We start from the raw sequence: 26272 nt of genomic DNA on the forward strand, positions 1-26272 counted from the left end.
CTTACATGGAAGGGGGATTTATTTATGTTAAGTATTGTAGGATTCATCACGATTGTTATTATCGTTGCAATTTTATTAAGAGGGAAAACGATTCCAATTATACCGTTAATTATTATTCCGATTATCGCAGCACTTGTGACGGGGTTTGGGTTAGCTGATATTGGGGGCTTCTTTACTGAAGGCGCCGAAAAAGTAATGAACGTCGCTATTATGTTTATCTTTGCGATTCTTTATTTCGGTTTAATGCAACAAGTTGGATTGTTCGATCCACTCATTAATCGGATGATACAAATTACGCAAGGAAACGTTGTTACAATCAGTGTCGGAACAGTTATTATTGCGGCTATCGCTCATTTAGATGGTTCAGGAGCTTCAACGTTCTTAATTACGATCCCAGCATTGTTACCGCTTTATCAACGGATGAAAATGAATCCATACTTCATGTTACTACTAATTGGTGGTAGTGCGAGTATTATGAACATGCTCCCTTGGGCTGGACCTTTAGGAAGGGCTGCTGCTGTCTTAGAAATGAATGTCACTGAATTGTGGAGACCGCTTATTCCTATTCAAGTAATCGGTATGTTATTAATGATTGGACTAGCGATATTTTTAGGATTGATGGAGAAGCGAAGAATCGAAAGAAAATACGGATCTACAAGTTTTGTGATAGAAGAGGTTAAGGAACAAGTTAGTAAAAAAGAGGAAAAACCGAAGTTTTTATGGTTTAACCTACTATTAACTATTTTAGTCGTTATTATGCTAGTTTGGGGTGTACTCCCTGCAGGTTTAGTATTTATGATCGCATTAAGTATCGCACTGATTGTCAACTTCAGCACCGCCGACGAGCAAAACGAGACGATCAGAAAACATGCAGGAAATGCTTTAACGATGGGTACGATTATTTTAGCGGCTGGGTCGTTTTTAGGAATTTTAACTGGTACAGGTATGCTAGATTCGATTGCGACGGATACAGTTAAAATAATCCCGAATGCGATTTCTCCGTATATCCATTTAATTATTGGATTTTTAGGTATGCCTTTTGATTTATTATTAAGTACGGATGCTTACTATTTTGCCTTATTACCTGTAGCAGAACAAATTGGTTTAACATTTGGTATTCCTTCATTATCAACTACCTACGCCATGATTGTGGGAAATATTGTTGGAACTTTTGTCAGCCCTTTCTCACCAGCTTTATGGCTTGCTTTAGGTCTTGCAGGACTTGAAATGGGTAAGCATATTCGCTATTCTTTCTTCTGGTTATGGGGAGTAAGTATTGTATTGTTAATTGTTTCATATATTATGGGATTAATTTAAACCTTTAAGCGATAAGATTGTAGTGTATCGAGGATTACTATTTTTAGATGGGAAGTTTGAAAAATATTTATCTACAAGCGTTAAAAATAAATTTGTTGTTCCCGAATGGACAAGCCTTTTTATAATGCTCCCATAAGGTGAGACACATGAGCGTGATAAATAAGTTATAATGATACCATGAAAAAAAGAAACCGATATACCGCAGAATTTAAAGCTAAGGTGGTTCTTGAGGTGTTGCGTGAAGAGCAAACCGTCAATGAAATAGCCGCCAAATATGAATTAAGCCCAGTCATGGTCAGTCGTTGGAAAGCAGAATTTCTAGAACGATCCTCGATGGTCTTTGAAAAAGGCTCAAGCGAAGTGGATAAAATCCGTAAAGAATATGAGGCCAAACAAGAAAATTTAGAGAAATTGGTAGGTCAGTTAACGGTTGAAGTTGACTGGCTGAAAAAAAAATCTGGACTCAAATAAGTCTGTTGACGAACGAAAGGCTATGGTCGAATTCAATCACCCATCGATCAGCATCAAGCGTCAGGCACAGTTATTAGGTATTCATCGTACTAGCGTGTATCGCCAATCAAAGGGGCAAACAGAAAGCTCAGAAAACATCATGCTCATGCACGAAATGGATATGCTTTATACAGCTCATCCCTACTTTGGCTACAGGCGCATGACTGCGAAACTTCGTGAGAAAGGATTTGATGTGAATCGTAAACGCGTACGCCGTCTCATGCGCCTTATGGGTATACAAGCTATTTACCCAAAACCCAACCTTAGTAAGAGGCTACATGCCAAGTACTGCCGGCCTTACCTGCTCCGTGGATGGGAGATCACCCATCCGAACCATGTGTGGGGAGTGGATATCACCTACCTTCGTATGGGACGGGGCTTTATGTACCTGTTTACCATCATCGACTGGTTCAGCCGCAAAGTGATCGATTACGAGTTATCTAGTACGCTGGAGAAAGGATTTGTCATCGACTGTCTGAAGCGGGCATTGCGTCATGGTAAGCCGGCCATCATCAATAGTGACCAGGGCAGCCATTTTACAAACGCTGACTATCTCGGGCTGTTGAAAGAGTATGGCATCCAGGTATCAATGGATGGCAAAGGACGAGCAACAGACAATAGTCGTACGGAACGATTCTTTAGAGCTTTAAAGTATGAATGTATCTATCTCAATGAATTCGAGAATCCTAAAGAGTTGCGAAAAGGCATTCGACGTTATGTTACGTTCTATAATACAGACCGACCTCACCAATCCTTGGACTATTTGACGCCAGCAACAGTGTACAAGCAACCTAAGATGGTTCAAGCATCCTAACCATCGAACGTGATGAGAGGCTTTATATGGAGAGACGGGCATGATAGGCTGTTTTAGCCATGCGATGTTATCTGTCCGTCGCTCCAGCGCAAAAAATCGTGCCCGTAGAGGCTCCATGTCAAGCCTTTATCGTACACGCACCACATTCATAGCGAAAGGAGAGAATGGATAACTTAAATATTATCAATTTGTGTCTTGACAAAGGGGTGCATTACACAACTTTATGGACATTTAACCGATTTAACTTCATTAGAAGTAGATATCGTGTTTTACGACACGACAAGCACCTATTTCGAAGGAGAGGAAGCAGACGAACTGCTGGCTCACTATGGTTACTCCAAAGATCATCGTGGAGATCGAAAACAAGTCGTGATTGGCTTATTAATGACCAAAACAGGGATTCCGATTGGACATCAAGTCTTCCCTGGAAACATGCATGATACGAAGACATTTGGCATGGTGGTTGAAGACCTGAAGAAGCGCTATCCTATTCAGAAAGTCATTCTAGTGGGAGACCGCGGAATGGTTAGTGAAGCCAACTTAGATCAAATTCGTGAACTGGGCATGGAATATATTGTGGGTGTCAAATTACGAAAGTCGAAGAAAGCCCAAGAGCTATTATCCATCCGTGGGCCATATAAGAAGGTTCTCCCGAATCTAAAAGTGAAGTCAAAGAAAATCGATGGCGAAACGTATGTACTCTGTTACAATCCGGACGCTGAAGAACGTGATCGAGCGAGTCGTCAAGTCGTGTTAGAAAACCTTCAATCGAAGCTTGATGAACTCGGTCCATCTGGACTCGTCAAAAACCGTGCGTATTCCAAGTTTTTAACGATAGAAAAAGCATCGGCCAAAATTGATGAAGAGAAGGTATCCAATGACGAAAAGTTTGACGGAAAGTACGCCATTCGTACCAACTCGTCATTAACGGATGAAGAGGCAGCACTTGCCTATAAAGAGTTGTGGAGAGTGGAACAAGCCTTTCGTAACCTGAAGTCGAATCTAGAACTTCGCCCGATGTACCATCGAGTGGAATCTCGTATTCGAGGCCATATCATGGTTTGTTTCCTTGCGCTTGTCATGGAATCCTTTTTGGCCTATAAGCTAAAAGAAATAGGATGCCAAACAAGTGTAAAGGATATTTTGCATGATGTAAGCCAGGTGAAGGCCTCGAAAATACGCGTGAATGGTGAAGAGCAAATCGTTCGTACAGAATTACAAGGTCAAGCAAATCTAGCATTTGAAGCACTTGTCACACAAGCGCCTCCTAGAGTATTAGAAAAAAACACGTGCCACTAACAAGTGTAGTGGTACGTGTTGTGGGTAAAGTCCAAAACACCAGTATTTTCGGGCTTTTCTTTAGTGTACTCTGTCAAACTTGAGTAAGAGAAGAAAAGGAAAGAATCCTGACCCTATCATTGTTGAGGGGCAGCATGAAGCCATCATTTCAGATGAATTATGGAGTTTAGTTCAAGCAAGAAGAAAAAGCAAATCATTTAAACAGCGCCAATCGAATGAACCTTTTTTACTTAGCAGTCTTTTGCGTTGCCCTGATTGCGGTCAAGGAATGGTCCCTTCCATTACGACATATACAAGAAAGGATGGGACGAAACGAAAACATCGTTATTATGTTTGTAGTAATTTCCATAATAAAGGATCTGCAGCATGTAAAGCGAATTCCATAAAAGCGTATGAAGCAGAGGACGAGGTTATTAATAGAATTGAAAAACTCGTTACCAATAAGCAAAAGCTATATAAAACATTAAAAGAAATAAATTCAAGTTCTGCTAGTTCTCTAAACAAACTGAATAAAGAACTAGAACAGATTGAAAACCGCTTGTTAGAAATCCAGCAATTGCAAGACAAATATATGGAAGCTTTTGAAAAGAATACACTCCCGATAGATATCCTACAAGAAAGATTACAAAAGGTTTCCAATGAAAAAAGAGAATTAGAACAGAAGAAAAATGAGATTGCAGTACATTTGAGTTCTTCTGATTCAAAAGTTATTCAACCGGAGCTTATTGAAATGCTGCTTGAAAAATTTCTATTCGTTTATTAACTGACATCAAGAGAAAATCAAAAACAGCTACTTCAGTTATTGATCGATAAAATTACAATTAAACAAACAGGAAAATCAAGAACCATTAAAAACATTGAACTTGAATTCGATTTTACAGAAGTCAACATATCTAAAACCTTTATACTTATCCACATGTTGTATCGTGAAGCGGATAATGAAACTGATTATCCACAGCCAATACCCGCTTCCGACAATAAAATTCCACCTTATCTTCAACAATTTTTGCCTCTATTTATGGTACGGTTCTCCCCTATTTATGCGAAAAGCACGGTAGATTTGTTCGAGCAAAATTAGACGCATGAGCTGGTGGGGGAAGGTCATTTTGGAAAACGAAAGGGCTTCGTCCGCCCGTTTCATTACCTCTTTACTTAAGCCGAGAGAGCCTCCGATTAGAAAGGCGATTTTGCTTTTTCCGTATGTGGCCAGTTTATCTATACTATGTGCGAACTCTTCCGAGGATTTCATCTTGCCTTCAATGGCAAGGGCGATGACGTATGCATCGGACGGGATTTTGGCTAAAATTCGTTCGCCTTCTTTGTTTTTGATTAGTTCCATTTCCTGCGGGCTTATTTGTTCAGGAGCCTTTTCATCAGGAAGTTCAATGATGTCAACTTTTGCGTACGATGAAAGACGCTTTAAATATTCGTCGATTCCCTGCTTTAAATATTTTTCCTTCAGCTTCCCAATCGCTATAATTTGAATGTTCAACTTTCATATTTCCCCTTTTTTATTTTATCAACATGTTGATAACTATTTCCCACACAAAATAACAAATATTCCACAGATTTTATCCACAATTGTGGATGAACACCTCTATATTTCGTGCCCGAAAATCAGTTCCCAACTATATATACTGCGGTTTTTTTGCACAATTCACAGGTTGTGGATAAGCTGTGATTAAATTTAATTTTTTGAATATTTGGTGCTGTTTCATACTGGTCTACATACATGTCGATTGCTAAATCAATATGATCCTCGCAGCAATACATTTATAATCCTCCTACCCCATAATGAAAACAGGAAAGCTGATTCCGCCTTCCTGTTCTTTAAAAAGATTTTTGTTCAACGAGCTTCAGCTTCACTGTTTTCAACTCGCCATTTCGATAGAATTTTACTTCCACTGTGCTTCCAACCTTTTGGCTGTATAGCTGCTTTCGAAGCTGGAGAACATTTTCAACCTTTTTCCCAGCAAGCTCTATAATTACGTCCTTCTCTCTCAAACCTGCGCGTTGAGCTGGCGACATCGGCTCAACACTCATCACAATCACGCCGTTTTTAACGCCCTTTGGCAAATTTAATGCCTCTTCCCAATAATAGCTTGGGATGTCTTCAAGAGACTGAAGACCGATTCCCATATATGGACGCTTCACTTCGCCGAATTTTTCAAGATCATTAATAATCGGAATTGCAATGTTAATTGGGATAGACAGTCCGATTCCTTCCACCGCGGATTCAGCAATTTTCATGGAATTAATTCCAATTACTTTCCCGTCTAAATTCACAAGTGCTCCGCCGCTGTTTCCTGGATTAATCGCGGCATCCGTCTGCAGCACTTCCGCCTGCCAATCCACTGTTCCGTTTTCATCAATATCAACAGGAATGGTCCGTTCTGTTCCAGAAATAATCCCTTGTGTAACAGACCCAGCAAATTGCAAGCCGAGCGGGTTTCCGATTGCCAACACCGGCTCACCCGGTTTGACTGTGTCCGAATTGCCGAATTCAGCAACCTTCTTAACATGCTTTGCATCCACAACCAATACTGCTAAATCCATCAGCTGATCACTGCCGACAAGTTCAGCGGGAATGCGTGTTTCGTCGTTTAATACAACTTCCAATTGATGCGCTCCGGCTACAACATGATGATTTGTTACAATATAGGCTTTATCGCCTTCCTTTTTGTAGATGACCCCTGATCCTGTTCCTGCTTCTCCCTCTTGTGTTTGATCCCAGAAGCTTACTTGCTGAATATTGACGACTCCGACAACCGCATCACTCACTTTATTAACTGCTTCTGTAACTGCTGAATTCACATTTACATTTACTGTTTTGACTGGCCCTTGGACATTTCCTGTTTCCCCTTCCTCATTTTGCTCTGGACTGATGTTCAGATTATATGGAAGAATATTGAATTGTGCTAATGCTGGAAGGGAGAAAATAACTAATAACGCGCCTAACACGGCTCCGATTAACCCAGCCAATAATGATCCGCCCCAGTTTCCCCTTTGTTTTCTGTTATTATACCGTTCAAAATCATCATCATAATATCCCATCGCCTCATCATTCCTTTCCGATGACGAATGATTTTATCTACATTATTATAGTATAACGCGAGCTGGCAGGAAAAATATATGACAACATTAACATACCCAACGATGGGGAAATTCAAACATTTAAACAGCTACGAGAGGCGTCGGTTTCTTTGGATCTGTATCATATAATTCAAATTGTTCTCCGACAACGAATCCTTTTTTCTCTAATACTTGCTGGACAGACATTCGTGCGAGCTCTTTCATATTATTTTCTTTACTTAAATGCGCCAAATAAATTCGTTTCGTCTTGTCGCCAATGACATCAGCCATAGCAAGTGCAGCATCTTCATTTGAAACATGTCCAACATCAGATAAAATTCTTCGTTTTACATTCCAAGGATACCGGCACATTCGCAGCATTTCTACGTCATGGTTGCTTTCAAAAATAAAAACATCTGCACCGCGTATGATCCCTTTCATTCTGTCGCTTACATATCCAGTATCAGTAATTAACGCTAGTTTTTTTCCACGGTGGTGAAACACAAAAAACATTGGTTCTGCTGCATCATGGGAAACGCCAAATGATTCAACCTCTAAACTTCCAAACGATTTCGTTTCGCCGATTTCAAAAGTAAACTTTTGTTCTAAATGAATTTCGCCGATTTCTCTCTCCATTGCTTTCCACGTTTTTTCATTCGCGAAAATCGGAATTTCGTATTTTCTCGCTAAAATTCCAAGTCCCTTGATGTGATCGCTATGCTCATGGGTGACTAATATACCGCTTAAATTTTTTATGTCCCGTTGAATTTCTTGAAACAAATTTTCCATTTGTTTACCACTTAATCCTGCATCGATTAACAGGGAATGTTCATCTGTTTCTACATAAATGGCATTCCCTGTGCTGCCGCTCGCAAGAACACTGAAATTAAGGCTCATTTCCTTCACTCACTCCAAATTATTATTCTCTTTCTCCGGTTTAATGACCTGACCTTCCAATGCATTCACATAATAATCTTCTGTTTTATTGACAACTACATGCCATGTCGGAGCCAAAATTTGCTGTTCCGACAGCGGGTATTGTGTGTAATATCCGTATTCTACATCGGTTACTTTACTGTTAGATTTCAAATCATTTTTTTCATAAAGAGCTTCCAATGCTTTAATCGCAGGCAATATTTCCTGCTTCTCCAATTCTTTTATATCTTCTAGCAATGTTTGCTGATAAGACACAATTTCATTTTTATCATTTAAATAAAAGACAATCATACCGATTCCATCACTTACATCTTGAAAAATAATTTTTCCTTTGTATTCCTGCAGACAAATAATTTCCCTTGTTTCTTTGCTGTAGCGCCAAAACTTGTATTGACTGCCCGCAATGATTTGTGTTGTTAAAATTTGCTTGATCTTATTTTCGATACTTTCTCCTACAATTGGAATCGGTTTGTCAAAACTCATCCGAAGCTTTGTTACCGAACGAGTCAACTCCTCATCAGGCAGCATCGGCTTTTGATTTTTCAGTTGTTCAATTTCTTCTTCCTTAAATATTTTGCTTTCTGCCGTTATATAAGAACCTTCTATTACTTCTTTTGGAAGCTTCCCAAATTGTATATTTTCCGCTGCAAACTGCTCTTCAATCGTCGTTTTCGTGATCATATCATATTTGGAGCTTTTGATTTTTTCAACATACTGAAAAGCTAAATAAATATCAAGGATCAGGAAGGCAATAATAAACACCGTTTTCGTTTTACTCCAATCCAATACCTTCCCCTCCTTTACCCGCTTTTTTCACATTCAGCCTTTGATATTTATCGTTTTCGAGTTCAATGCACCATATCGGCTCCAAATTTACGATATTTTGCCGTGACGACTGTTGTATGTCATAAGCGGGAAAAATACGTTTTATTTTGTCGGCTTCAATGCTTGGATTATCTTTAATAGCTTCAATTATATCTGCTGCTCCAGGTAAAGTCGTTTTATCTTCCCGGATAAAATCATCCAAATAAAATAACGGACGCTGATATAAGGCAATATCATTCTTTCCCCAGCTTTGCATAATCGTCGTGATCGAATAATGCGAATCGCTGAACGAAAATACTGGCAAATTTCGAACCGTTAGACGAAAATAAATTTTCTGTTCTTGATCCGTTTTTTCGAAGCGATAATCATTTAATCCTGACAGCCAACCGCCATGTTTGTTCAAAAAATCAATGCTCTGCAAGATCAATTTTCCTTTTTCCGTCGTTAAAGACTGGTCAATTGTCGGATTAACGTAAACAACCCTTTCTTTATCTTCGTTGATGACAAGCTGACGGGAGCTGTCTGTATACACAAATTCGGAAGCATTGACATCCCGTTTTACATAACTTGGATCACTAAACAATGCATTTTTAAACTGCTCACCGCTCATTGATTTTGTAAAATATTGAAGGCGATGAATCGGAAACGGCTTTTCAGGCAAAAATAATCCGTTCCAAAACACGTAGCTTTCAAAGCTTTCTTTTTCTTTATACACTTCCGTCCACAAATTGCTTAAAGCGGTTTTCACCTGTGCTTCTACAACATATTTATGCTCGTAGTCGACTAAATAAAGCTTTCGGTTCGCTTTCTCGTTTGTCAGAGGAATGTAAATCCGATCAAATTCTATATTGAAATCTTCTTCATCCGTCCAGTCGGTTATTGATAAGAGGGCTGACATCGGAATCGAGTCGTTAAAAATAACTTCAAAGTTAGGGGTTGAATTATGTATTTCCCTGTTTATCCATTGATTAAAACCATATTGCTTTTCAATCTCTCCAGAAATATTTTTGAATTCTTCTAGCTCCCACTGACGGATATCCTTCCAAATTCTTTCGATGACGATTTCGTCATAAGTTGCGTAATGTTTTATTTTTTCATGAATCATAATATGATCCGGCTGCACGACTTCATAAGGCTTTTTTGTTACATTGCTTAACGGGTTGTTTTCAATATAGTTGGAGTTCGAAATTTCCCCGTAGTTTGGCTGATATGTCCAAATATTCCAGGTGAAGAATAAACTTGTCAGCACTAAAAATGTTAAAATAATGGATTTTATCGTTTCCCGGTTCATAGCCAATCATCCTCTTGGTTCTGTTCATATGGCAATGTGAAAAATACAGTCGTGCCTTTTCCTTCTTCACTTTCCACCCAAATTTCTCCTCCGTGTGCTTCCACCATCTCTTTTGCAATTGCAAGACCTAGACCGGTTCCGCCCATTTTGCGTGATCTAGCCTTATCAACACGATAAAAACGTTCAAAAATTTTTTTCACACTTTCTTTCGGAATTCCAATGCCTTCATCTTTTACACTGACTTCAATATGGTCAACTTGTTCTTTTACTTGAAAAGAGATTTTTCCGCCTTCAGGAGAATATTTCAATGCATTGGAAATAATATTATCGAGCACTTGCGTAATTTTATCGGGTTCAATTTCTACATAAAGGCTTTTTTTCGGAATGTTTCGTACAAATGTGACATGCTGCTGCTTAGACATTTCAAAACGGTCAATAATTCTGTGGAAAAAGTCTGTGAAATTCACCATGTCTTTATTTAATTGATAATCTTTACTATCTAGTTTTGATAGCTGGAGCAAGTCATTAACCAGCCTAATCATCCGCTCCGTTTCGTTTTGCGTCACTTGTAAAAATTTTGGCGCGATCGTTTCGTCTTTCCAAGCCCCTTCCGCCAATGCTTCCAAATAACTGCGCATTGTAGTAAGCGGCGTCCGCAGCTCATGAGAAACGTTTGCGACAAATTCACGCCGCTCTTGGTTGATTCGTTCCTGCTCTGTTACATCGTAAACTACTGCAATCAATCCGTTAATATGATCTTCATCAATTTGTATCGTAGAAAAGCTGATTCGTAATATATACGGTTTTTCCTCTGTGCTGAAATCTAACAGCATCGGTTCTTGCTGGTTCACTAAATCTTCAAAAGTACATTCATCCGTTAAATCTAAAAGCTCCACAATTGATTTTCCTAAGGCTGTTTCACGTGAAACATTCAACATTTCATGGGCCGGATTGTTCATGACAATTACTTTTCCATGCCGATCTGTGGCTATGACACCTTCTGTCATATGAGTAATAATAGACGCCAGCTTTCTGCGCTCTTCTTCAGTTGTTTCCTGTGCTTCCTCCAATTTTTCCGTGAGATGATTGAATGTTAATGCAAGCTGTCCAATTTCATCTTCTCCATACACTTTTACTTTTCTGGAAAAATTCCCTTTTGCCAGCTCCAACGCTTGCCTTCTCATATCTGACAACGGACGGGTTATAGTGCGGGCAAGAAAAATTCCTAGCGCCGCGGTAATAAGAAGGGACATCCCTGTGCCTGTTGCAAAAATTTTGTTAATCGTCCGCAATTGTGAAAAAACTTCCTCCATTGAGGCAACGACATAAACAACGCCAATTGTTTCTCGTTTATAATCTGTGACGATCGGAGTCGCTGATACGTACATTCGATGCTTCGTTTGCGGATCAAGCAAAATATTGCTTTCAGGCGAACCGACGATTAAAGTCCGTTTAATCATATTTTCAGTTGTTCTTTTCCCGATCACATCTTTGTTGTAATCAGATGTCCCGATGACACGCGCATCTTGGTCCACTACGCGAACTTCATGAATTTCCTCCCGTTTAAAATCTTGCAAAATAGCAGATATCTCATCTTCCATATTCAATGATTCGTCCACTTCTTCATTCGTCATCGCTTGCTCAATCTGGTAAGCCAGCAAATCAATCCGCTGCGAAAGGGAAGATTTAAAATTTTCTATAAGAGAAGATTCCAATTCCTTAACGAAGTAAATACCGATGATTTGCATAGCCAAAATAATCAGAAGCACATAGATCAGCACAATTTTAAAATGTATCGAACGTAAAAAACTCACTCGACTGCTATACATGTTCACTGCTCCTGTTCAGGATTGCGCAAATAATAACCTACCCCTCTTCTTGTCACAATCCATATTGGATGGCTTGGGTTGTCTTCAATTTTTTCCCTAAGTCTTCTAACCGTGACATCTACAGTTCTGACGTCTCCGAAATAGTCATATCCCCAAACGGTTTGCAGCAAATGCTCTCGGGTCATGACCTGTCCAATGTGCTTCGCTAAATAGTGAAGCAATTCAAACTCACGATGAGTAAGCTCGATCGTTTCTCCCCGTTTTGAAACGACATATGCATCAGGATGAATAACGAGAGAGCCGATTTGAATTTCCGACTGTTCAGAAGCCGCTTCCCTTGCAGCATTTGTTTGCTGTCTTCGTAAATTTGCCTTTACCCTTGCCAAGAGCTCTCTTGTGCTGAATGGTTTTGTCACATAATCATCAGCACCAAGCTCCAGACCAAGCACTTTATCGATTTCTGAATCTTTCGCAGTCAACATAATAATCGGCATTTCATATTTTTTTCGAACTTCCCGGCACACTTCCATTCCATCCTTGCTGGGAAGCATAATATCTAACAATATCAAGTCAGGTTTAATTTCTTCCACCATTTCAATCGCGCTTGTTCCATCATAAGCACAGTATACATCAAAACCTTCTTTTTTAAGATTAAACTCTAATATATCTGCAATTGGTTTTTCGTCATCAACAACTAATATTTTTTTATTTTCCATCATTTTCTCCCCTTTTGATCTATTAACTTTACTTTACCACGATTACATTCATCTCATCATCAACTTTCAATACAAATGGAAAAAACAAGCAGAAAACCCCTAGCTATTGCTAGAGGTCTTAAATTCAATAGGTTTTGGAACTTAGAGTAAACCCCTGTAAATTCCTATCAAACCTATTATATCAATTTTTATCTTATTGTAACAGCTTGAGATGAGAAATCAAATTTCTATTTACAACCACAAATGTTACCAATTTTGGTTTAACTTACTTATAGCCAAAAATAGCACGGATAAACCGTGCGTATGAAGTGGCTCGGGACGGAATCGAACCGCCGACACAAGGATTTTCAGTCCTTTGCTCTACCGACTGAGCTACCGAGCCGTATAAAGTTTTCAAGAATGCGAACTCTTTTTCCCTCTCTCAAGCCTTTCATATATGTGGATTCTCGAATGTGAGGCAGCTTGTATAATATTTCTCGATTGTAATGGTGAGCCATGGAGGATTCGAACCTCCGACCCTCTGATTAAAAGTCAGATGCTCTACCGACTGAGCTAATGGCTCATAAAATTTTTTTTCTTCTAATCCATTTTTCATTTGTCAGATGTCCCTTCCTCTTCCGGCTTTTTCGAGGATGATGGATGCGTCGGGACAACTCGTCGCCTATTCGATGAAGCCTTGCTCGTTGCTCTACCGACTGAGCTAATGGCTCATAAAAAAATTTTTTCTATCTAACCCATTTTAAAATTTGTCAGATGTCCCTTCCTCTTCTAGCTTTTTCGAGGATGATGGATGCATTGTGCGAACAGTTCGGAGCCAATACGCTCATTTTTCTCAAGACGTGTATAATAATATCATTTCTAGAGGGACAAAACAACGATTTTTTTTAATTTCACAAAAAAAAAGAGGGAACAGCCGATCCCTCCAAGTTTATTATATTGGACTGTATACACTGCGGACAACATTTGTTTGTGAACGATCTGGACCAACTGAAAAGATGGAAAGTGGGATACCTGTTAACTGGGAAATCCGTTCAACATAATGGCGTGCATTGTCAGGAAGATCGTCCAAGCTTTTTGCCCCCGTAATGTCTTCCTTCCAACCCGGCAATTCCTCATAGACAGGTTCGCACTGTGCAAGTACTTTTAAACTTGCTGGAAATTCTTCTAAAATTTCACCTTTGTATCTGTAGGCGATGCATATTTTTAATGTTTCGATTCCTGTCAATACATCGATGGAATTTAAAGATAAATCAGTTATTCCACTTACCCGGCGCGCATGGCGAACAACAACGCTGTCAAACCAGCCCACTCGACGCGGACGTCCTGTTGTTGTGCCATATTCCCGTCCAACTTCACGAATTTGATCGCCAATTTCATCGTGGAGCTCTGTCGGAAACGGACCGTCTCCTACACGAGTTGTATAAGCTTTTGATACGCCGACAACATGTTTAATTTTCGTAGGACCTACACCTGCTCCAATTGTCACACCGCCTGCTACTGGATTGGAAGATGTAACAAAAGGATATGTACCTTGATCGATATCAAGCATAACACCTTGAGCGCCTTCAAATAAAACACGGCGTCCTTCATCAAGCGCGTCGTTCAGCACAACAGATGTGTCGCATACATATTGTTTGATTTGTTGGCCGTACTCGTAGTATTCATTTAAAATCTCTTCCAGTTTAAACCCTTCAACTTCGTATACTTTTTCAAACAGGCGATTTTTTTCTTCTAAATTTCTTCTCAATTTTTCTTCAAAGACTTCACGATCCAATAAATCGGCGATGCGGATGCCAATACGGGCTGCTTTATCCATATAGGCTGGACCTATTCCTTTTTTCGTCGTCCCGATCTTGTTGGCTCCTTTTCGTTCTTCTTCCACTTCATCCAATTTTAAATGATAAGGCAAAATGACGTGAGCGCGGTTGGAAATTCGCAGATTATTTGTTTGAATTCCCCGTTTATGCAAACCGTTCAACTCTTCTACCAGCGCTTTAGGATCGACAACCATTCCGTTTCCGATGACACAAATTTTATCTTGATAAAAAATACCGGATGGGATTAAATGCAGTTTATATGTTTCACCGTTAAATTTGATTGTATGGCCAGCATTGTTTCCACCTTGGTAACGGGCGATCACTTCCGCATTTTGAGAAAGGAAATCGGTTATTTTCCCTTTTCCTTCATCCCCCCATTGTGTACCAACAACAACAACTGATGACATGTGTGCACCTCCGTGTTCACCAAAAATCCAATACAAAGAAACAAGTTTATTCTACCAATTGTAGCAAGTAGAGTCAATAAAATCCGAACGTTCAATTTATTATTAAATATTTTGTTCGTGTTATATAAGATGCTTACAAAAAAACAACTGCCTCATCAAGAGACAGCAGGAGGAATATGATCGTCTTCATATCTCCTTTCAAGATTTACAAATTTATTATATTCTTTTACAAATGCAAGCTGAACAGTTCCTACAGGGCCGTTCCGCTGCTTGGCTATAATGATTTCAATAATATTTTTGTTTTCTGATTCCGTATTGTAGTAATCATCTCTGTATAAAAAGGCGACGATATCTGCATCCTGCTCAATACTACCGGACTCCCGAATATCTGACATCATCGGACGTTTATCCTGACGCTGCTCGACGCTTCGTGATAGCTGGGATAATGCGATGACCGGCACTTCCAATTCACGTGCCAAAGCCTTAAGAGATCTTGATATTTCCGAAACTTCCTGCTGGCGGTTTTCCCGATTCCGCCCGCTTCCTTGAATTAATTGCAAATAATCTATGATAATTAAACCAAGGCCCTTTTCCTGTTTTAACCGTCTGCATTTGGCGCGAATATCACTCACTCTTATGCCAGGTGTATCATCAATATAAATGCCGGCATTTGATAAACTCCCCATTGCCATCGTCAACTTTCCCCAATCATCCGGGGTTAAATTTCCCGTTCGCAAATTTTGGGCATCTATGTTTCCTTCTGCGCAAAGCATACGCATGACAAGCTGTTCCGCACCCATTTCCAAGCTAAAAATCGCTACATTTTCGTCCGTTTTCGTCGCAACATTTTGAGCGATGTTTAAGGCAAATGCAGTTTTACCGACAGACGGGCGGGCCGCTACGATAATTAAATCATTTTGCTGAAAGCCGGCCGTCATACGATCCAATTCGGAAAAGCCTGTAGGAATTCCTGTAATTTCCCCTTTGCGATTGTGGAGCATTTCAATTTTATCGTATGTTCGAACAAGAATATCTTTAATGTTTTGAAACAATCCGGCTTTTCTCCGCTGCGCCACTTCCATGATGCTTTTTTCGGCTTCTGTTAAAAGTGTTTCCACATCGTCTTCCCGATTATAGCCTTCTTGAGCTATAGCCGTTGCTGTTCGTATAAGTCTTCTCAATATCGATTTTTCTTCAACAATTTTCGCATAATATTCGATATTTGCTGCTGTAGGAACGGATCCCGCTAAATCGCTTAAATAAGAAACCCCGCCAACCTCTTCCAAAATTTTCGCATCCGCCAAGTCTTTTGTCACAGTTACTAAATCGACGGGCTCTCCTTTTTCCGAAAGCCTCAACATCGATTGAAAAATCTTTTGATGGCTGGATCGATAAAAATCTTCAGGAACTAATATTTCGGAAGCTAACATAAGCGCTTCAGGTTCTAAAAAAATTGCCCCAAGCACTGCCTGCTCTGCTTCTATATTTTGTGGTGGAATTCGATCACTGACCAGAAGATCATTCAAGATGATCACCGCCTTACCGTGGACACATAAATTTTTTCTCCAAAAAGTATAAAGAGAAATGTGGCATTACTTCAAGATCAACTTCTTTCCATAATACCACATTGCTCCTTGCCATTATTCTTCTGTAACATGTACCTTTAACGTCGCCGTCACTTCCGAATGAAGCTTAATCGGAACATTTGTATAGCCTAAAGAACGAATCGCATCTGGAAGATCAATTTTCCGTTTATCGATTTGAATATTATGTGCTTTTTTTAATTGATCAGCAATTTGTTTGCTTGTTACAGAACCAAATAATCTTCCACCCTCACCGGCTTTCGCTTTTAATTCAACCGTGATTTTTTCAAGCTGTTCTTTTAATTTTTTTGCCTGCGCTAATTCTTCCGCTGCCTCTTTTTCTTCTTTTTTCTTTTGCGCTTCCAGCTGTTTTAAATTGGCACTCGTCGCTTCAACAGCCAAACCTTTTTTAAAAAGATAATTTTGGGCATAGCCGTCAGCTACATTTTTTACTTCACCTTTTTTCCCTTTCCCCTTTACATCTTGTAAAAAAATCACTTTCATTCTTCATTTCTCCCTTCTAAATATTGTTGAACAGCTTCTTTTAATCGTTTTTCTGCTTCATTTATCGTAACATGCTCCAGCTGGGTCGCGGCATTTGTTAAATGCCCTCCACCTCCAAGTGCTTCCATTATTAATTGAACATTAAAATCGCCCAATGATCTAGCACTAATACCGACTGTATGTTCATCACGCTTCGCAATGACAAACGACGCCAATACGCCGTTCATTGATAAAAGAGTGTCAGCTGCCTGAGCAATGATCACTTGATCGTAATATTCATCTTCTCGATCTGCTTTTGCTATTGCAACCCCATTATTCATAATCTCTGTGTTTTGAATGAACTTGGCACGTTGAACAAATTGTTGAATATCCTCTTTCAACAATTTTTGGACAAGGATTGTATCCGCTCCTTTTGATCGCAAATAAGACGCCGCATCGAATGTTCTAGAGCCTGTTCGAAGCGTGAAGCATTTTGTATCTACCGTAATACCTGCCAACAATGCAGTTGCCTCTATTGTACTCATTTTAAATTCTGCAGGCTGATATACTAAAATTTCCGTAACAAGTTCAGATGTAGATGATGCATAAGGTTCTATATAAACAAGCAGTGGATCTTGAATAAATTCTTCTCCCCTGCGATGATGGTCAATGACTACTACATGGTCAATTTCGCTCAGCAATTTTTGTTCAGCCACCATTGAAGGTTTATTCGTATCTAGAATCACGAGAAGAGAATGATCTGTTGCAATATTCAGGGCTTCATCCGGAGTGATGAATCTGGACCATAACTCAGCGTCCTTCTTTACTTCCTCCACAAGCTTTTGAAGTCCTTGGCCGAATTCTTCATGGTTTACAACAATAAAACCTTCTTTATGATTGATTTGCGCCACCTTCAATATTCCAATTGCTGAACCAATTGAATCCATGTCAGGATTTTTATGACCCATAATAAATACTTTATCACTTTCACGAATGATTTCTTTTAATGCATGAGAAATCACTCGAGCTCTAACGCGTGTGCGTTTTTCGATCGGATTTGTTTGTCCGCCGTAAAATTTAACCTTGCCATTTCCCCGTTTAATAGCAACTTGGTCTCCTCCGCGGCCTAAAGCAAGATCTAGACTCGACTGCGCCAGATGCCCCAATTCAGACAGATCTTTAATGCCGGCTCCAATCCCGATGCTTAAGGTGAGAGAAACATTTTGAATAACCGCTTTTTCTCTGACTTCATCTAAAATAGAAAATTTCGTTTTTTCAAGCTCAGCCAAAATTTTTTCATTAAAAACCGCAATAAAACGTTCAGAGGAAACTCTTTTTAAAAAAATACCGTTATCGACTGCCCATTTATTTAATATGGATGTCACAAGACTGTTTAAATTGCTCCGCTTTTGATCGTCGAGCCCTTGTGCGATTTCATCATAATTATCTAAAAATATATAAGCTAAAACAATCCGTTCGCTTTCATACTGCTTTTTTAGTTCCGTGTGGTCCGTTTCATCAAAAAAATAAAGAAGCCTTTCTTCTTTTTTGACAATGACGCGAAATTTACGGTTTTGAAGAGTCACGATATCGGAATCTATCCCTTTTTGAAATAACACTTTTAATGTTTCAGAAATTTCGTCAAGAGGACGACCGACCAGCTTGTCGTTCTTAAAATATGAAGCTAAAAATGGATTGACCCATTCCACGGCAAATTGATCGTTGATAAGCATAATGCCAATCGGCATCTTCATAAAAACTTCATCGCCAGCTTTTTTCAAACGAAACGTTAAATCAGAAATAGAATGTTCCAATTCCAATTTCAATCGTTTAACAGCATAAAAGAAAAAAAACAACAGACAACCTGCAACGATTGCGCTAATACAGCCAATCACCCAATTATAAAATAACAGAAAACCGATCATTGCCGCTATTACGCCGATGAGTGCGTATAACGGGTAAAAGAATAAAGGTTTTTCAAAAAAACTCGGCATTTTATTCAGCTCCTTGCAAAAAGAACGAACCAAGGCCTAACGTATTTTTTCGCGGAGATTAAACCCTAAATCAATGATTCCCAATATTCGTACTGGATAAAGAAGAATTGGCAAAATAAATGTTCCAATTACAATTAATACCGGCACTGCTTTCGAAAGTTTTTTCACATGACAAAAATAAAAAATAAAGGAAAACCCTTGAATTAAAAGCACAGTCTGTAAAACAAACACAATATTGTAAAGCGCGATATTTAAGAAAGATTCTTTAGGCAAATTGATAAGCATAAGGAGAGTGGCGATTAAATAATACCAAATAATACTTTTTGGAAATTTCCAGTCGCGGAAAGGGGTGATTGTTCCAACATTCAATTTTAATCTTTTTATAATTCCAATGTTCAATATATGTATAATCACGGCTAACATAAATGACACAATGACAAACATGCTCGGAAGCAAGTTCATTAATAAATCAAACTGCTCGTTCATTTGCTCCATCATTGTTTTTTTCATTTCTTCATCCATTGAAGGGAATGCGGCTAATGTTTCCCTTACTGAAGACTTGGTTTGTTGTATAACATCACTAAAAAGATCAACGCCCAAAAAAACAATTGATAACGCATAATCAAGAACGAAATTGATGAGCAATGAAATGGTGCCGCCTATTAACGCAAACAGCTGCCGTTTTTGACGATAAAAGTATGCCATTATGATACCTGTCACACTGAACATGAGCCCAATCGGCAGCGAAACGATGGAGCCGACCAAAAATGTCATCACGATTGATGCTAATAATAAAACAAAAGACTGCTTGATTCCGTGGCGGATACCGAAAATAATAAACGGCGTCGAAAGGAAAAATATTGATATAACGCTTAATATCGGAACATATAAAGTAATTAATAGAAAAACGGTATAAATAGCAACGAATATAGCACCTTCTGTTAAAACATTCGTACGTTTCACAGACTCACCTCAATCAAGACTCATACCATTATTTTAATCTAGACTTTTTAAACAATCAAATCATGGTTTCATTTAACGGACAAGAAAAAAGCAACAAGGGATTCACCTTGCTGCCTTTGAAATTTCTTATTTATCATCTGCAACATAAGGAAGCAATGCCATTTGACGGGCCCGTTTAATGGCAACTGTTAATTTCCGTTGATATTTTGCACTCGTTCCTGTTACACGGCGAGGCAAAATTTTTCCGCGTTCAGAAATGAATTTTTTAAGCAAATCAACATCTTTGTAATCAATGTGCGTAATGCCGTTTGCTGTGAAATAACACACTTTCCGGCGTTTACCGCGGCCTCTGCGTCCAGCCATTACAACTCCTCCCTTCTTTGCATTTATTCTAGACGTACAATCGGTTAAAATGGTAAATCATCATCTGAAATATCAATTGGTTGTCCATCATTAGCAAATGGATCGTCGTCAAAGTTTTGGTGGTTCTGATTATTCCGGTTTGGATCAAATGGTGCACTGCCATATGGATTTGCATTTCCTTGATTTCCTGCAAAAAATCCCGTATTATTCCCGGCTGCAGCACTCTTCGGTTCTAAAAATTGAACGCTGTCCGCCACAACCTCTGTTACGAATACTCGTCTTCCCGTTTGATCTTCATAGCTGCGTGTTTGAAGACGGCCATCAACACCTGCAAGGCTGCCTTTCTTTAAATAATTGGCTACGTTTTCCGCAGGACGACGCCAAACGACACAGTTGATAAAATCTGCTTCGCGTTCCCCTTGTTGATTTGTAAAATTCCGATTAACTGCCAATGTAAAGGTTGCAACGGCTACACCGCTAGGCGTATATCGTAATTCGGGATCTCTTGTAAGCCGACCGACCAAAACGACACGATTCATCATTTCAGAACCACTCCTAAAATGTCTTTTAAGATGATATTACCATTTTAACACGTATATTGGAACAAATTACTCTTCTTCTTTAACAATGATATGACGTAAAATATCTTCATTGATTCTTGCCAAACGGTTAAATTCTTCAACCGCTTGAGGTGAAGCTTGAACGTTTAAAATCATGTAAATACCATCTCGGAAGTCTTTAATTTCATAAGCGAGACGGCGTCTTCCCCATTCCTTCACCTCTGTAATCTCCGCACCATTGTTCACAAGAATGCCGTTAAAACGCTCAACTAGCTCTTTTTTAGCATCCTCTTCAATGTTTGGACGGATAATATACATAATTTCGTATTTTCTCATTCTCTTACACCTCCTTTTGGTCTTGACGGCCCAATTCGGGCAAGGAGTAATTATCATTACTCACAAACCAAAATTATAGCAAAATTTTATTGATCCCGCAACATTAGACATTGAATCGAAAATGAATAATATCTCCGTCTTGAACCTCGTAATCTTTTCCTTCCAATCGAACCTTTCCAGCTTCTCTTGCAGCAGCCATCGAACCTGCCTCAATTAAGTCTGTATAGGAAACTGTTTCGGCCCGAATAAATCCCCGTTCAAAATCAGAATGAATGATGCCTGCGCACTCAGGTGCTTTCATTCCTTTGCGGAACGTCCATGCCCGAACCTCTTGTTCCCCAGCAGTAAAATATGTGGCGAGTCCCAGCAAGCTGTAAGATGCTTTAATTAATTGATCTAAACCAGATTCTTGAATTCCAAGCTCCTGCAAAAACATTTCTTTTTCTTCCGAATCAAGCTCGACCATTTCAGATTCAATTTTTGCACATACGACAATTACTTCGGCATTTTCCGCAGCAACATATTTGCGCACTTTTTCCACATATTCATTACTTCCAGAGGATATATCTTCCTCACTAACATTTGCTACATAAAGTACAGGTTTAATGGTGAGCAAATGAAGCTGTTTTACATATTTCATCTGTTCTTCCGTGAATGAAACAGAACGGGCGGGCTTTTCATTTTCAAACGCTTCTTTTAACTTCATTAAAATTTCATATTCAAACATAGCTTGCTTGTCTTTTTGTTTTGCTATTTTGGCAACGCGATCGATCCGTTTATCAACTGTTTCCAAATCGGCCAAAATTAACTCGATGTTAATTGTTTCAATATCTGCAATCGGATCCACTTTTCCGTCAACATGCGTAATATTTTCATCATCAAAACAGCGAACAACATGGCAAATTGCATCCACTTGGCGAATGTGAGACAAAAATTTATTGCCAAGACCTTCTCCCTTGCTTGCCCCTTTGACAATTCCTGCAATATCAGTAAATTCAAATGTTGTCGGAACCGTTCTTTTCGGCTTAAATAATTCTGAAAGCTTTTGCAGGCGATAATCAGGCACTTCAACAATTCCTACGTTCGGATCAATGGTACAAAACGGATAGTTCGCACTCTCGGCCCCCGCTTGTGTGATCGCATTAAACAGCGTTGATTTTCCAACATTCGGAAGACCAACAATACCAGCAGTTAATCCCATGAATTTTCCACTCCTCTTTTTGTACGGACACTATCTCATCAACTAATCTTCACCCATTATAGATAGGAACAAGAAAAATGACAAGCTTTCATCCTCCAAATCGATCAGCTCTATAAAAAAAAGACTGCCGATTTAAGGCAGCAGTCTTTCATTGTTGCTTCTCACTATGTTTTTCAATGACTTTTTTCATCTTTCTTACAAATTCTTTTCTCGGCATGAGAACACTATGGCTGCAACCTTCACATTTAATACGGATATCCATTCCCATTCGGATCACTTTCCAGCGATTTTCTCCGCAAGGATGAGGTTTCTTCATTTCAACAATATCATAAAGGTCAAATTCCTTGTTAACCATCTAAGCCGTCATCATCCCTTCCTTAAATATTCCATTTATAGCAAACATACAGTATATCTTTTTAGTTAAAGCGAAAAGCCATCTATACTTAGATGGCGCCATGATAGATTTATTTTAACAAGTTTTGTATTTGATTTGTACCTTTCATCAAGCCAATCCCGTTTGAAGGTATAAACACTATTCATTTTTAGGTATAGAAAATTTAAATATTCCGTATACTGGTAATACTATTTCAGGGGGTGAATGGCCGATGAATGTAAAAACAAATTTTTTCCCTTATAAAAAAGAAAAAGAAAGAATCTTTTATCATCATACAGATGCTGTTACTAAATTATCACTAAAAATTGGAAGTCTTATACCAAAAGAACATCAAGATTCCATCGTCGTTTTATGCATTGGAACAGATCGTTCAACAGGAGATGCGTTAGGTCCGATAGTCGGAACGAAGCTAATGGAACAAAATTTAACTCATGTTCATATATTTGGGACTTTGAAATCTCCGGTTCATGCTGTCAATTTAGGAGAAACGATTGAGACAATAAACAATCAGTTCGAACATCCCTTCATCATTGCTGTGGATGCTTGTTTAGGTCTCTATCAAAACATTGGTTCTTTTCAAGTAGCGGAAGGTCCCTTAAAGCCAGGTGCAGCTGTCAATAAATCGCTTCCGGCGGTCGGAGACATGCACATCACTGGAATCGTTAATGTCAGCGGCTTTATGGAGTTTTTTGTTTTGCAAAATACGAGGCTCCATCTTGTTATGAGCATGGCTGACGTCATCTCAGCAAGTTTGATCAATACCTTCAATTCTATAAGGGAATCTGAACAATCAAACGTATCGCTATTTCGAAGAGGATTTGAATTTTAGCTGTTCTTCAACATCAAGATGATACTTTTACATCCAACAGTTCTAAAATACGCACCAAATCTTCTTTCGAAAAAAACTCAATCTCTATTTTACCTTTCTTCTTTTGCTGCTTAATGGAAACGGATGTTCCAAATTTTTCTCGTAAAAACGATTCTTGTTCACGTATAAAAGCATCTTTTTTCTCTATCTTTTTCTTTGTTTCACGTGAAACACTTTCATTCATCTGCTGCACTAACTGTTCTACTTGCCGGACATTTAAATTTTCTTTTAAAATTTTATTCACTAAATATTCAAGTTTCTCTTTTTTCTTTATGCCAAGCAATGTTCTCCCATGACCCATTGATAGCTTGCCTTCAGATATCAATGTTTGGACGAACGGTGGAAGGCTTAGGAGCCGCAAATGATTGGCAATATGCGGACGGCTTTTGCCAAGACGTTTTGCCAATTCTTCTTGTGTAATGTTCAAATGCTCCAAAAGCGATTGGTACGCTTTCGCCTCTTCGATCGGGGTTAAATCTTCCCTTTGCAAATTTTCTAATAGAGCGATTTCCATCATTTGCTCATCTGTCAACTCTTTCACAACTGCCGGAACTGTCTTAAGCTTCGCTTCTTTTGCTGCTCGATAACGGCGTTCACCGACTACAATTTCATAGCCTTTTATGCTCTTTCGGACTATCAGCGGCTGTAAAATTCCGTGCTGCAAAATGGATTGCTTAAGCTCTTCAATCGAACCAGGGTCAAATGTTTTTCGCGGTTGATAAGGATTTGGACGTAAATCCCCTATTTTAATATCTTGCACCACTTCTTCCTTATTCAGTTCTAAATTGGCAAAAAGTGCATTAATTCCTTTCCCTAATCCTCTAGCCATTTGCCACCACTTCCTTTGCTAATTCTAAATAAACCTCTGCCCCTTTGGATCTTGAATCATAAAGGATAATAGGCTGTCCATGGCTCGGTGCTTCACTAAGCCGCACATTTCGTGGAATAATGGTTTGATACACTTTGTCTTGAAAGTATTTTTTTACCTCATCAATTACTTGAATGCCTAAATTAGTCCGCGCATCAAGCATTGTCAGCAATACACCTTCAATCATCAAATCCGAATTCAAATGTTTTTGAACCAACCGAATAGTATTTAACAGCTGGCTTAATCCTTCCAAAGCATAGTACTCGCATTGAACTGGAATAATGACCGAATCCGAAGCCGTTAGCGCATTGAGTGTTAAAAGTCCGAGCGAAGGCGGGCAATCAATTAATATGTAATCGTATTGCTGCTTCACTGGTTCAAGCGCTCTTTTTAATCGGACTTCACGGGAAATCGTCGGAACTAATTCAATTTCAGCACCTGCAAGTTGAATAGTTGCTGGAATCACATCAAGATTTTCAATCTGTGTTGTTTTAATGACTTTTTTTACATCTGCATCCTCTACTAAAAGATCATACACACAAAGGTCGACATCCGCTTTTTCAATACCAACCCCACTTGTCGCATTACCTTGAGGGTCTATATCGACTAATAGAACCCTCTTTCCTGTGTATGCTAAGCAAGCTCCGAGGTTAACGGAAGTTGTTGTTTTTCCAACGCCGCCTTTTTGGTTCGCTATGGAAATGATCTTACACACGGTGTCACCTGCTTTCTCCTACTTCAAATGTTCTATTGTATTTTATTTTATCACGAAAATGCTTAAATGTAGGTGATATCTTTGGGGATGTTTCACAAACTTTTTTCTTTTGTAGGTGGAAATGCTAGGAATTCATTCTTTTTTCAAAAAAATAAAATATTGTCGTATTTCCCGGAAAATAATTTGTTGCTGTCGAACATTCTGTCCAAGTCTTTTTGCTAAGTTTTTTTATAATAAAAAACTCTTCACGAAAAAGTGTGAAGAGTTATTTTGGAATTTTGATCGTTAATTGTATATAGTTTTCAAATTCTTCTTCTTTTGAATCTATTTTAACTCCTGTTTCAGCCACCATAGTCAAAGATTTCCGAATCGTATTCAAAGCAATTCTCGTATCTCTGCTGAAAGCTTTTCTTTTCGGTTTTTGCTTTTCTTCTTTTTGGTCTAACATTTTAACTACGCGATCTTCTGTTTGTTTAACATTTAACTGTTTTTCAATAATTTCGTTTAACAATTTAATTTGCAATTCATGATCTTTTAAAGGAATGAGTGCTCGCGCATGACGTTCCGTAATGGATTTGTTTAACAATGCCTCTTGAACTTCTTTTGGGAGCTTCAGCAGACGTAGTTTATTGGCAATCGTCGATTGTCCTTTTCCAAGCCTTTGAGCTAGCGCTTCTTGAGTCAGCTGATGGAGTTCAATTAATTTTGCATAAGCAACTGCTTCTTCAATGGCTGATAATTCTTCCCGCTGCAAGTTTTCAATTAAGGCGATTGAAGCGGTTTCTTTATCATTATAATTTTTTACTATAGCCGGAATTTCCATCCATCCAAGTTTTTTGACAGCTCTCCATCTTCTTTCCCCGGCAATAATTTCATACCGTTCATCCGTTTTTCTGACAACAATCGGCTGTATAATGCCATGAGTTCGGATTGTTTGCGCCAATTCATCAATTTTATCTTCAGAAAAAACAGTTCTCGGCTGAAATGGATTAGGGACGATCTCATCAACAGGAATATGCAAAATTTCTTCTTTTACATCTTTTTCTTCTTCAAAGTCCGTCACATCTTTTTCCCCAAAGCCAAATAATCGAGAAAAAGGATGCTTCATATG

General features: G+C 38.9%; 25 protein-coding genes, 2 tRNA genes and 1 pseudogene. 5 read left to right on the top strand and 23 right to left on the bottom strand.

The annotated features are described in order from the left end of the window. The first annotated feature begins 24 nt into the window (after positions 1–24). The 4 genes and pseudogenes from RI196_RS18295 to RI196_RS18310 all read left to right on the top strand — a co-directional run bounded on the left by RI196_RS18295 (position 25) and on the right by RI196_RS18310 (position 4703). A complete protein-coding gene (locus tag RI196_RS18295; protein ID WP_311066702.1) occupies positions 25–1317 on the top strand; it encodes a CitMHS family transporter in 1293 nt (430 codons plus the stop codon). 177 nt (positions 1318–1494) lie between these two features. Continuing rightward, positions 1495–2641, top strand: a protein-coding gene (locus RI196_RS18300; RefSeq protein WP_445958365.1) for an IS3 family transposase whose coding sequence is annotated in 2 segments (ribosomal slippage) — positions 1495–1766 and positions 1765–2641 — 1149 coding nt in all. Because the reading frame shifts where the segments join, the coding sequence is not laid out codon by codon here. 216 nt (positions 2642–2857) lie between these two features. Next, a pseudogene (locus tag RI196_RS18305) lies at positions 2858–3940 on the top strand (IS1634 family transposase); the annotation flags it as partial. Between the two features lie 79 nt (positions 3941–4019). Further along, the gene (locus RI196_RS18310) at positions 4020–4703 is read left to right on the top strand and encodes a recombinase zinc beta ribbon domain-containing protein (RefSeq protein ID WP_311066705.1); all 684 of its coding nucleotides are present in this window, start codon (positions 4020–4022) and stop codon (positions 4701–4703) included. Between the two features lie 249 nt (positions 4704–4952). Here the strand turns inward: RI196_RS18310 and rlmH are convergent, their stop codons facing one another. The 20 genes from rlmH to RI196_RS18410 all read right to left on the bottom strand — a co-directional run bounded on the left by rlmH (position 4953) and on the right by RI196_RS18410 (position 22671). Continuing rightward, entirely contained in the window at positions 4953–5432 is a 480-nt protein-coding gene (gene rlmH / locus RI196_RS18315; protein ID WP_130158231.1) for a 23S rRNA (pseudouridine(1915)-N(3))-methyltransferase RlmH, read from the bottom strand. A gap of 125 nt (positions 5433–5557) precedes the next feature. Next, complete coding sequence (locus RI196_RS18320; RefSeq protein ID WP_130158229.1) at positions 5558–5713, bottom strand: CxxH/CxxC protein; 156 nt, start codon at positions 5711–5713, stop codon at positions 5558–5560. Between the two features lie 57 nt (positions 5714–5770). Next, complete coding sequence (locus RI196_RS18325; protein WP_130158227.1) at positions 5771–6994, bottom strand: S1C family serine protease; 1224 nt, start codon at positions 6992–6994, stop codon at positions 5771–5773. Positions 6995–7114: 120 nt separating this feature from the next. Beyond that, positions 7115–7909, bottom strand: a complete 795-nt coding sequence (yycJ, locus tag RI196_RS18330) for an exodeoxyribonuclease YycJ (RefSeq protein ID WP_130158225.1) — start codon at positions 7907–7909, stop codon at positions 7115–7117. 9 nt (positions 7910–7918) lie between these two features. Next, complete coding sequence (locus RI196_RS18335) at positions 7919–8734, bottom strand: two-component system regulatory protein YycI (protein ID WP_094244808.1); 816 nt, start codon at positions 8732–8734, stop codon at positions 7919–7921. After that, a complete protein-coding gene (locus tag RI196_RS18340; RefSeq protein ID WP_130158223.1) occupies positions 8721–10064 on the bottom strand; it encodes a YycH family regulatory protein in 1344 nt (447 codons plus the stop codon). Before RI196_RS18340 ends, RI196_RS18335 begins: the two co-directional genes overlap by 14 nt. Beyond that, positions 10061–11893: a cell wall metabolism sensor histidine kinase WalK gene (walK, locus tag RI196_RS18345; protein ID WP_311066706.1), complete on the bottom strand. Its 1833-nt coding sequence runs from the start codon at positions 11891–11893 to the stop codon at positions 10061–10063. Before walK ends, RI196_RS18340 begins: the two co-directional genes overlap by 4 nt. Before the next feature lie 2 nt (positions 11894–11895). Beyond that, complete coding sequence (yycF, locus tag RI196_RS18350) at positions 11896–12609, bottom strand: response regulator YycF (protein WP_063387767.1); 714 nt, start codon at positions 12607–12609, stop codon at positions 11896–11898. A 309-nt stretch (positions 12610–12918) separates the two neighbouring features. After that, positions 12919–12991: transfer RNA gene (locus tag RI196_RS18355), tRNA-Phe, on the bottom strand. Positions 12992–13095: 104 nt separating this feature from the next. Beyond that, positions 13096–13171: transfer RNA gene (locus RI196_RS18360), tRNA-Lys, on the bottom strand. A 369-nt stretch (positions 13172–13540) separates the two neighbouring features. Beyond that, complete coding sequence (locus tag RI196_RS18365) at positions 13541–14833, bottom strand: adenylosuccinate synthase (RefSeq protein WP_130158163.1); 1293 nt, start codon at positions 14831–14833, stop codon at positions 13541–13543. Positions 14834–14988: 155 nt separating this feature from the next. Further along, on the bottom strand, positions 14989–16359 hold the full coding sequence (gene dnaB / locus RI196_RS18370) for a replicative DNA helicase (RefSeq protein WP_130158161.1): 1371 nt from the start codon (positions 16357–16359) through the stop codon (positions 14989–14991). 114 nt (positions 16360–16473) lie between these two features. After that, the gene (gene rplI / locus RI196_RS18375; protein ID WP_063387764.1) at positions 16474–16920 is read right to left on the bottom strand and encodes a 50S ribosomal protein L9; all 447 of its coding nucleotides are present in this window, start codon (positions 16918–16920) and stop codon (positions 16474–16476) included. Then, positions 16917–18893, bottom strand: a complete 1977-nt coding sequence (locus RI196_RS18380) for a DHH family phosphoesterase (protein WP_063387763.1) — start codon at positions 18891–18893, stop codon at positions 16917–16919. Before RI196_RS18380 ends, rplI begins: the two co-directional genes overlap by 4 nt. 36 nt (positions 18894–18929) lie before the next feature. Then, on the bottom strand, positions 18930–19856 hold the full coding sequence (locus tag RI196_RS18385) for a YybS family protein (protein WP_066251762.1): 927 nt from the start codon (positions 19854–19856) through the stop codon (positions 18930–18932). Between the two features lie 126 nt (positions 19857–19982). Next, positions 19983–20219, bottom strand: coding sequence for a 30S ribosomal protein S18 (gene rpsR, locus RI196_RS18390; RefSeq protein WP_044748995.1), 237 nt, complete (start codon positions 20217–20219; stop codon positions 19983–19985). 44 nt (positions 20220–20263) lie between these two features. After that, positions 20264–20761 (bottom strand): single-stranded DNA-binding protein, encoded by a 498-nt coding sequence (ssb, locus tag RI196_RS18395; RefSeq protein ID WP_094244812.1) that lies wholly within the window; start codon positions 20759–20761, stop codon positions 20264–20266. Positions 20762–20827: 66 nt separating this feature from the next. Beyond that, complete coding sequence (gene rpsF, locus RI196_RS18400) at positions 20828–21115, bottom strand: 30S ribosomal protein S6 (protein WP_311066707.1); 288 nt, start codon at positions 21113–21115, stop codon at positions 20828–20830. 103 nt (positions 21116–21218) lie between these two features. Then, positions 21219–22316: a redox-regulated ATPase YchF gene (gene ychF, locus RI196_RS18405; RefSeq protein WP_063387759.1), complete on the bottom strand. Its 1098-nt coding sequence runs from the start codon at positions 22314–22316 to the stop codon at positions 21219–21221. Positions 22317–22464: 148 nt separating this feature from the next. Further along, positions 22465–22671 carry a DUF951 domain-containing protein gene (locus tag RI196_RS18410; RefSeq protein ID WP_063387758.1) on the bottom strand — a complete coding sequence of 69 codons (207 nt, stop codon included), beginning with the start codon at positions 22669–22671 and terminating at the stop codon, positions 22465–22467. Positions 22672–22921: 250 nt separating this feature from the next. Here RI196_RS18410 and yyaC point away from each other — a divergent pair, with 250 nt between their 5' ends. Beyond that, on the top strand, positions 22922–23539 hold the full coding sequence (yyaC, locus tag RI196_RS18415) for a spore protease YyaC (RefSeq protein ID WP_063387757.1): 618 nt from the start codon (positions 22922–22924) through the stop codon (positions 23537–23539). Between the two features lie 13 nt (positions 23540–23552). On the opposite strand, the gene RI196_RS18420 is transcribed toward yyaC, so the two are convergent. The 3 genes from RI196_RS18420 to noc all read right to left on the bottom strand — a co-directional run bounded on the left by RI196_RS18420 (position 23553) and on the right by noc (position 26269). Next, complete coding sequence (locus RI196_RS18420; RefSeq protein WP_063387756.1) at positions 23553–24407, bottom strand: ParB/RepB/Spo0J family partition protein; 855 nt, start codon at positions 24405–24407, stop codon at positions 23553–23555. Further along, a complete protein-coding gene (locus tag RI196_RS18425; protein ID WP_063387755.1) occupies positions 24400–25161 on the bottom strand; it encodes a ParA family protein in 762 nt (253 codons plus the stop codon). The genes RI196_RS18420 and RI196_RS18425 overlap by 8 nt, the downstream gene beginning before the upstream one ends. A 265-nt stretch (positions 25162–25426) precedes the next feature. Then, the gene (noc, locus tag RI196_RS18430) at positions 25427–26269 is read right to left on the bottom strand and encodes a nucleoid occlusion protein (protein ID WP_063387754.1); all 843 of its coding nucleotides are present in this window, start codon (positions 26267–26269) and stop codon (positions 25427–25429) included. Positions 26270–26272 lie beyond the last annotated feature (3 nt).

Source organism: Aeribacillus composti, assembly GCF_031760945.1.
Taxonomy (GTDB): domain Bacteria; phylum Bacillota; class Bacilli; order Bacillales; family Aeribacillaceae; genus Aeribacillus; species Aeribacillus composti.

Excerpts from the sequence above, each read along its gene's own strand:
- RI196_RS18295 (WP_311066702.1), top strand. The coding sequence starts at position 25 with ATGTTAAGTATTGTAGGATTCATCACGATTGTTATTATCGTTGCAATT.
- RI196_RS18320 (WP_130158229.1), bottom strand. The coding sequence starts at position 5,713 with ATGTATTGCTGCGAGGATCATATTGATTTAGCAATCGACATGTATGTA.
- RI196_RS18325 (WP_130158227.1), bottom strand. The coding sequence starts at position 6,994 with ATGGGATATTATGATGATGATTTTGAACGGTATAATAACAGAAAACAA.
- yycJ (WP_130158225.1), bottom strand. The coding sequence starts at position 7,909 with ATGAGCCTTAATTTCAGTGTTCTTGCGAGCGGCAGCACAGGGAATGCC.
- RI196_RS18340 (WP_130158223.1), bottom strand. The coding sequence starts at position 10,064 with ATGAACCGGGAAACGATAAAATCCATTATTTTAACATTTTTAGTGCTG.
- walK (WP_311066706.1), bottom strand. The coding sequence starts at position 11,893 with ATGTATAGCAGTCGAGTGAGTTTTTTACGTTCGATACATTTTAAAATT.
- yycF (WP_063387767.1), bottom strand. The coding sequence starts at position 12,609 with ATGGAAAATAAAAAAATATTAGTTGTTGATGACGAAAAACCAATTGCA.
- RI196_RS18365 (WP_130158163.1), bottom strand. The coding sequence starts at position 14,833 with ATGTCATCAGTTGTTGTTGTTGGTACACAATGGGGGGATGAAGGAAAA.
- rplI (WP_063387764.1), bottom strand. The coding sequence starts at position 16,920 with ATGAAAGTGATTTTTTTACAAGATGTAAAGGGGAAAGGGAAAAAAGGT.
- RI196_RS18380 (WP_063387763.1), bottom strand. The coding sequence starts at position 18,893 with ATGCCGAGTTTTTTTGAAAAACCTTTATTCTTTTACCCGTTATACGCA.
- rpsR (WP_044748995.1), bottom strand. The coding sequence starts at position 20,219 with ATGGCTGGACGCAGAGGCCGCGGTAAACGCCGGAAAGTGTGTTATTTC.
- ssb (WP_094244812.1), bottom strand. The coding sequence starts at position 20,761 with ATGATGAATCGTGTCGTTTTGGTCGGTCGGCTTACAAGAGATCCCGAA.
- rpsF (WP_311066707.1), bottom strand. The coding sequence starts at position 21,115 with ATGAGAAAATACGAAATTATGTATATTATCCGTCCAAACATTGAAGAG.
- ychF (WP_063387759.1), bottom strand. The coding sequence starts at position 22,316 with ATGGGATTAACTGCTGGTATTGTTGGTCTTCCGAATGTTGGAAAATCA.
- RI196_RS18410 (WP_063387758.1), bottom strand. The coding sequence starts at position 22,671 with ATGGTTAACAAGGAATTTGACCTTTATGATATTGTTGAAATGAAGAAA.
- yyaC (WP_063387757.1), top strand. The coding sequence starts at position 22,922 with ATGAATGTAAAAACAAATTTTTTCCCTTATAAAAAAGAAAAAGAAAGA.
- RI196_RS18420 (WP_063387756.1), bottom strand. The coding sequence starts at position 24,407 with ATGGCTAGAGGATTAGGGAAAGGAATTAATGCACTTTTTGCCAATTTA.
- noc (WP_063387754.1), bottom strand. The coding sequence starts at position 26,269 with ATGAAGCATCCTTTTTCTCGATTATTTGGCTTTGGGGAAAAAGATGTG.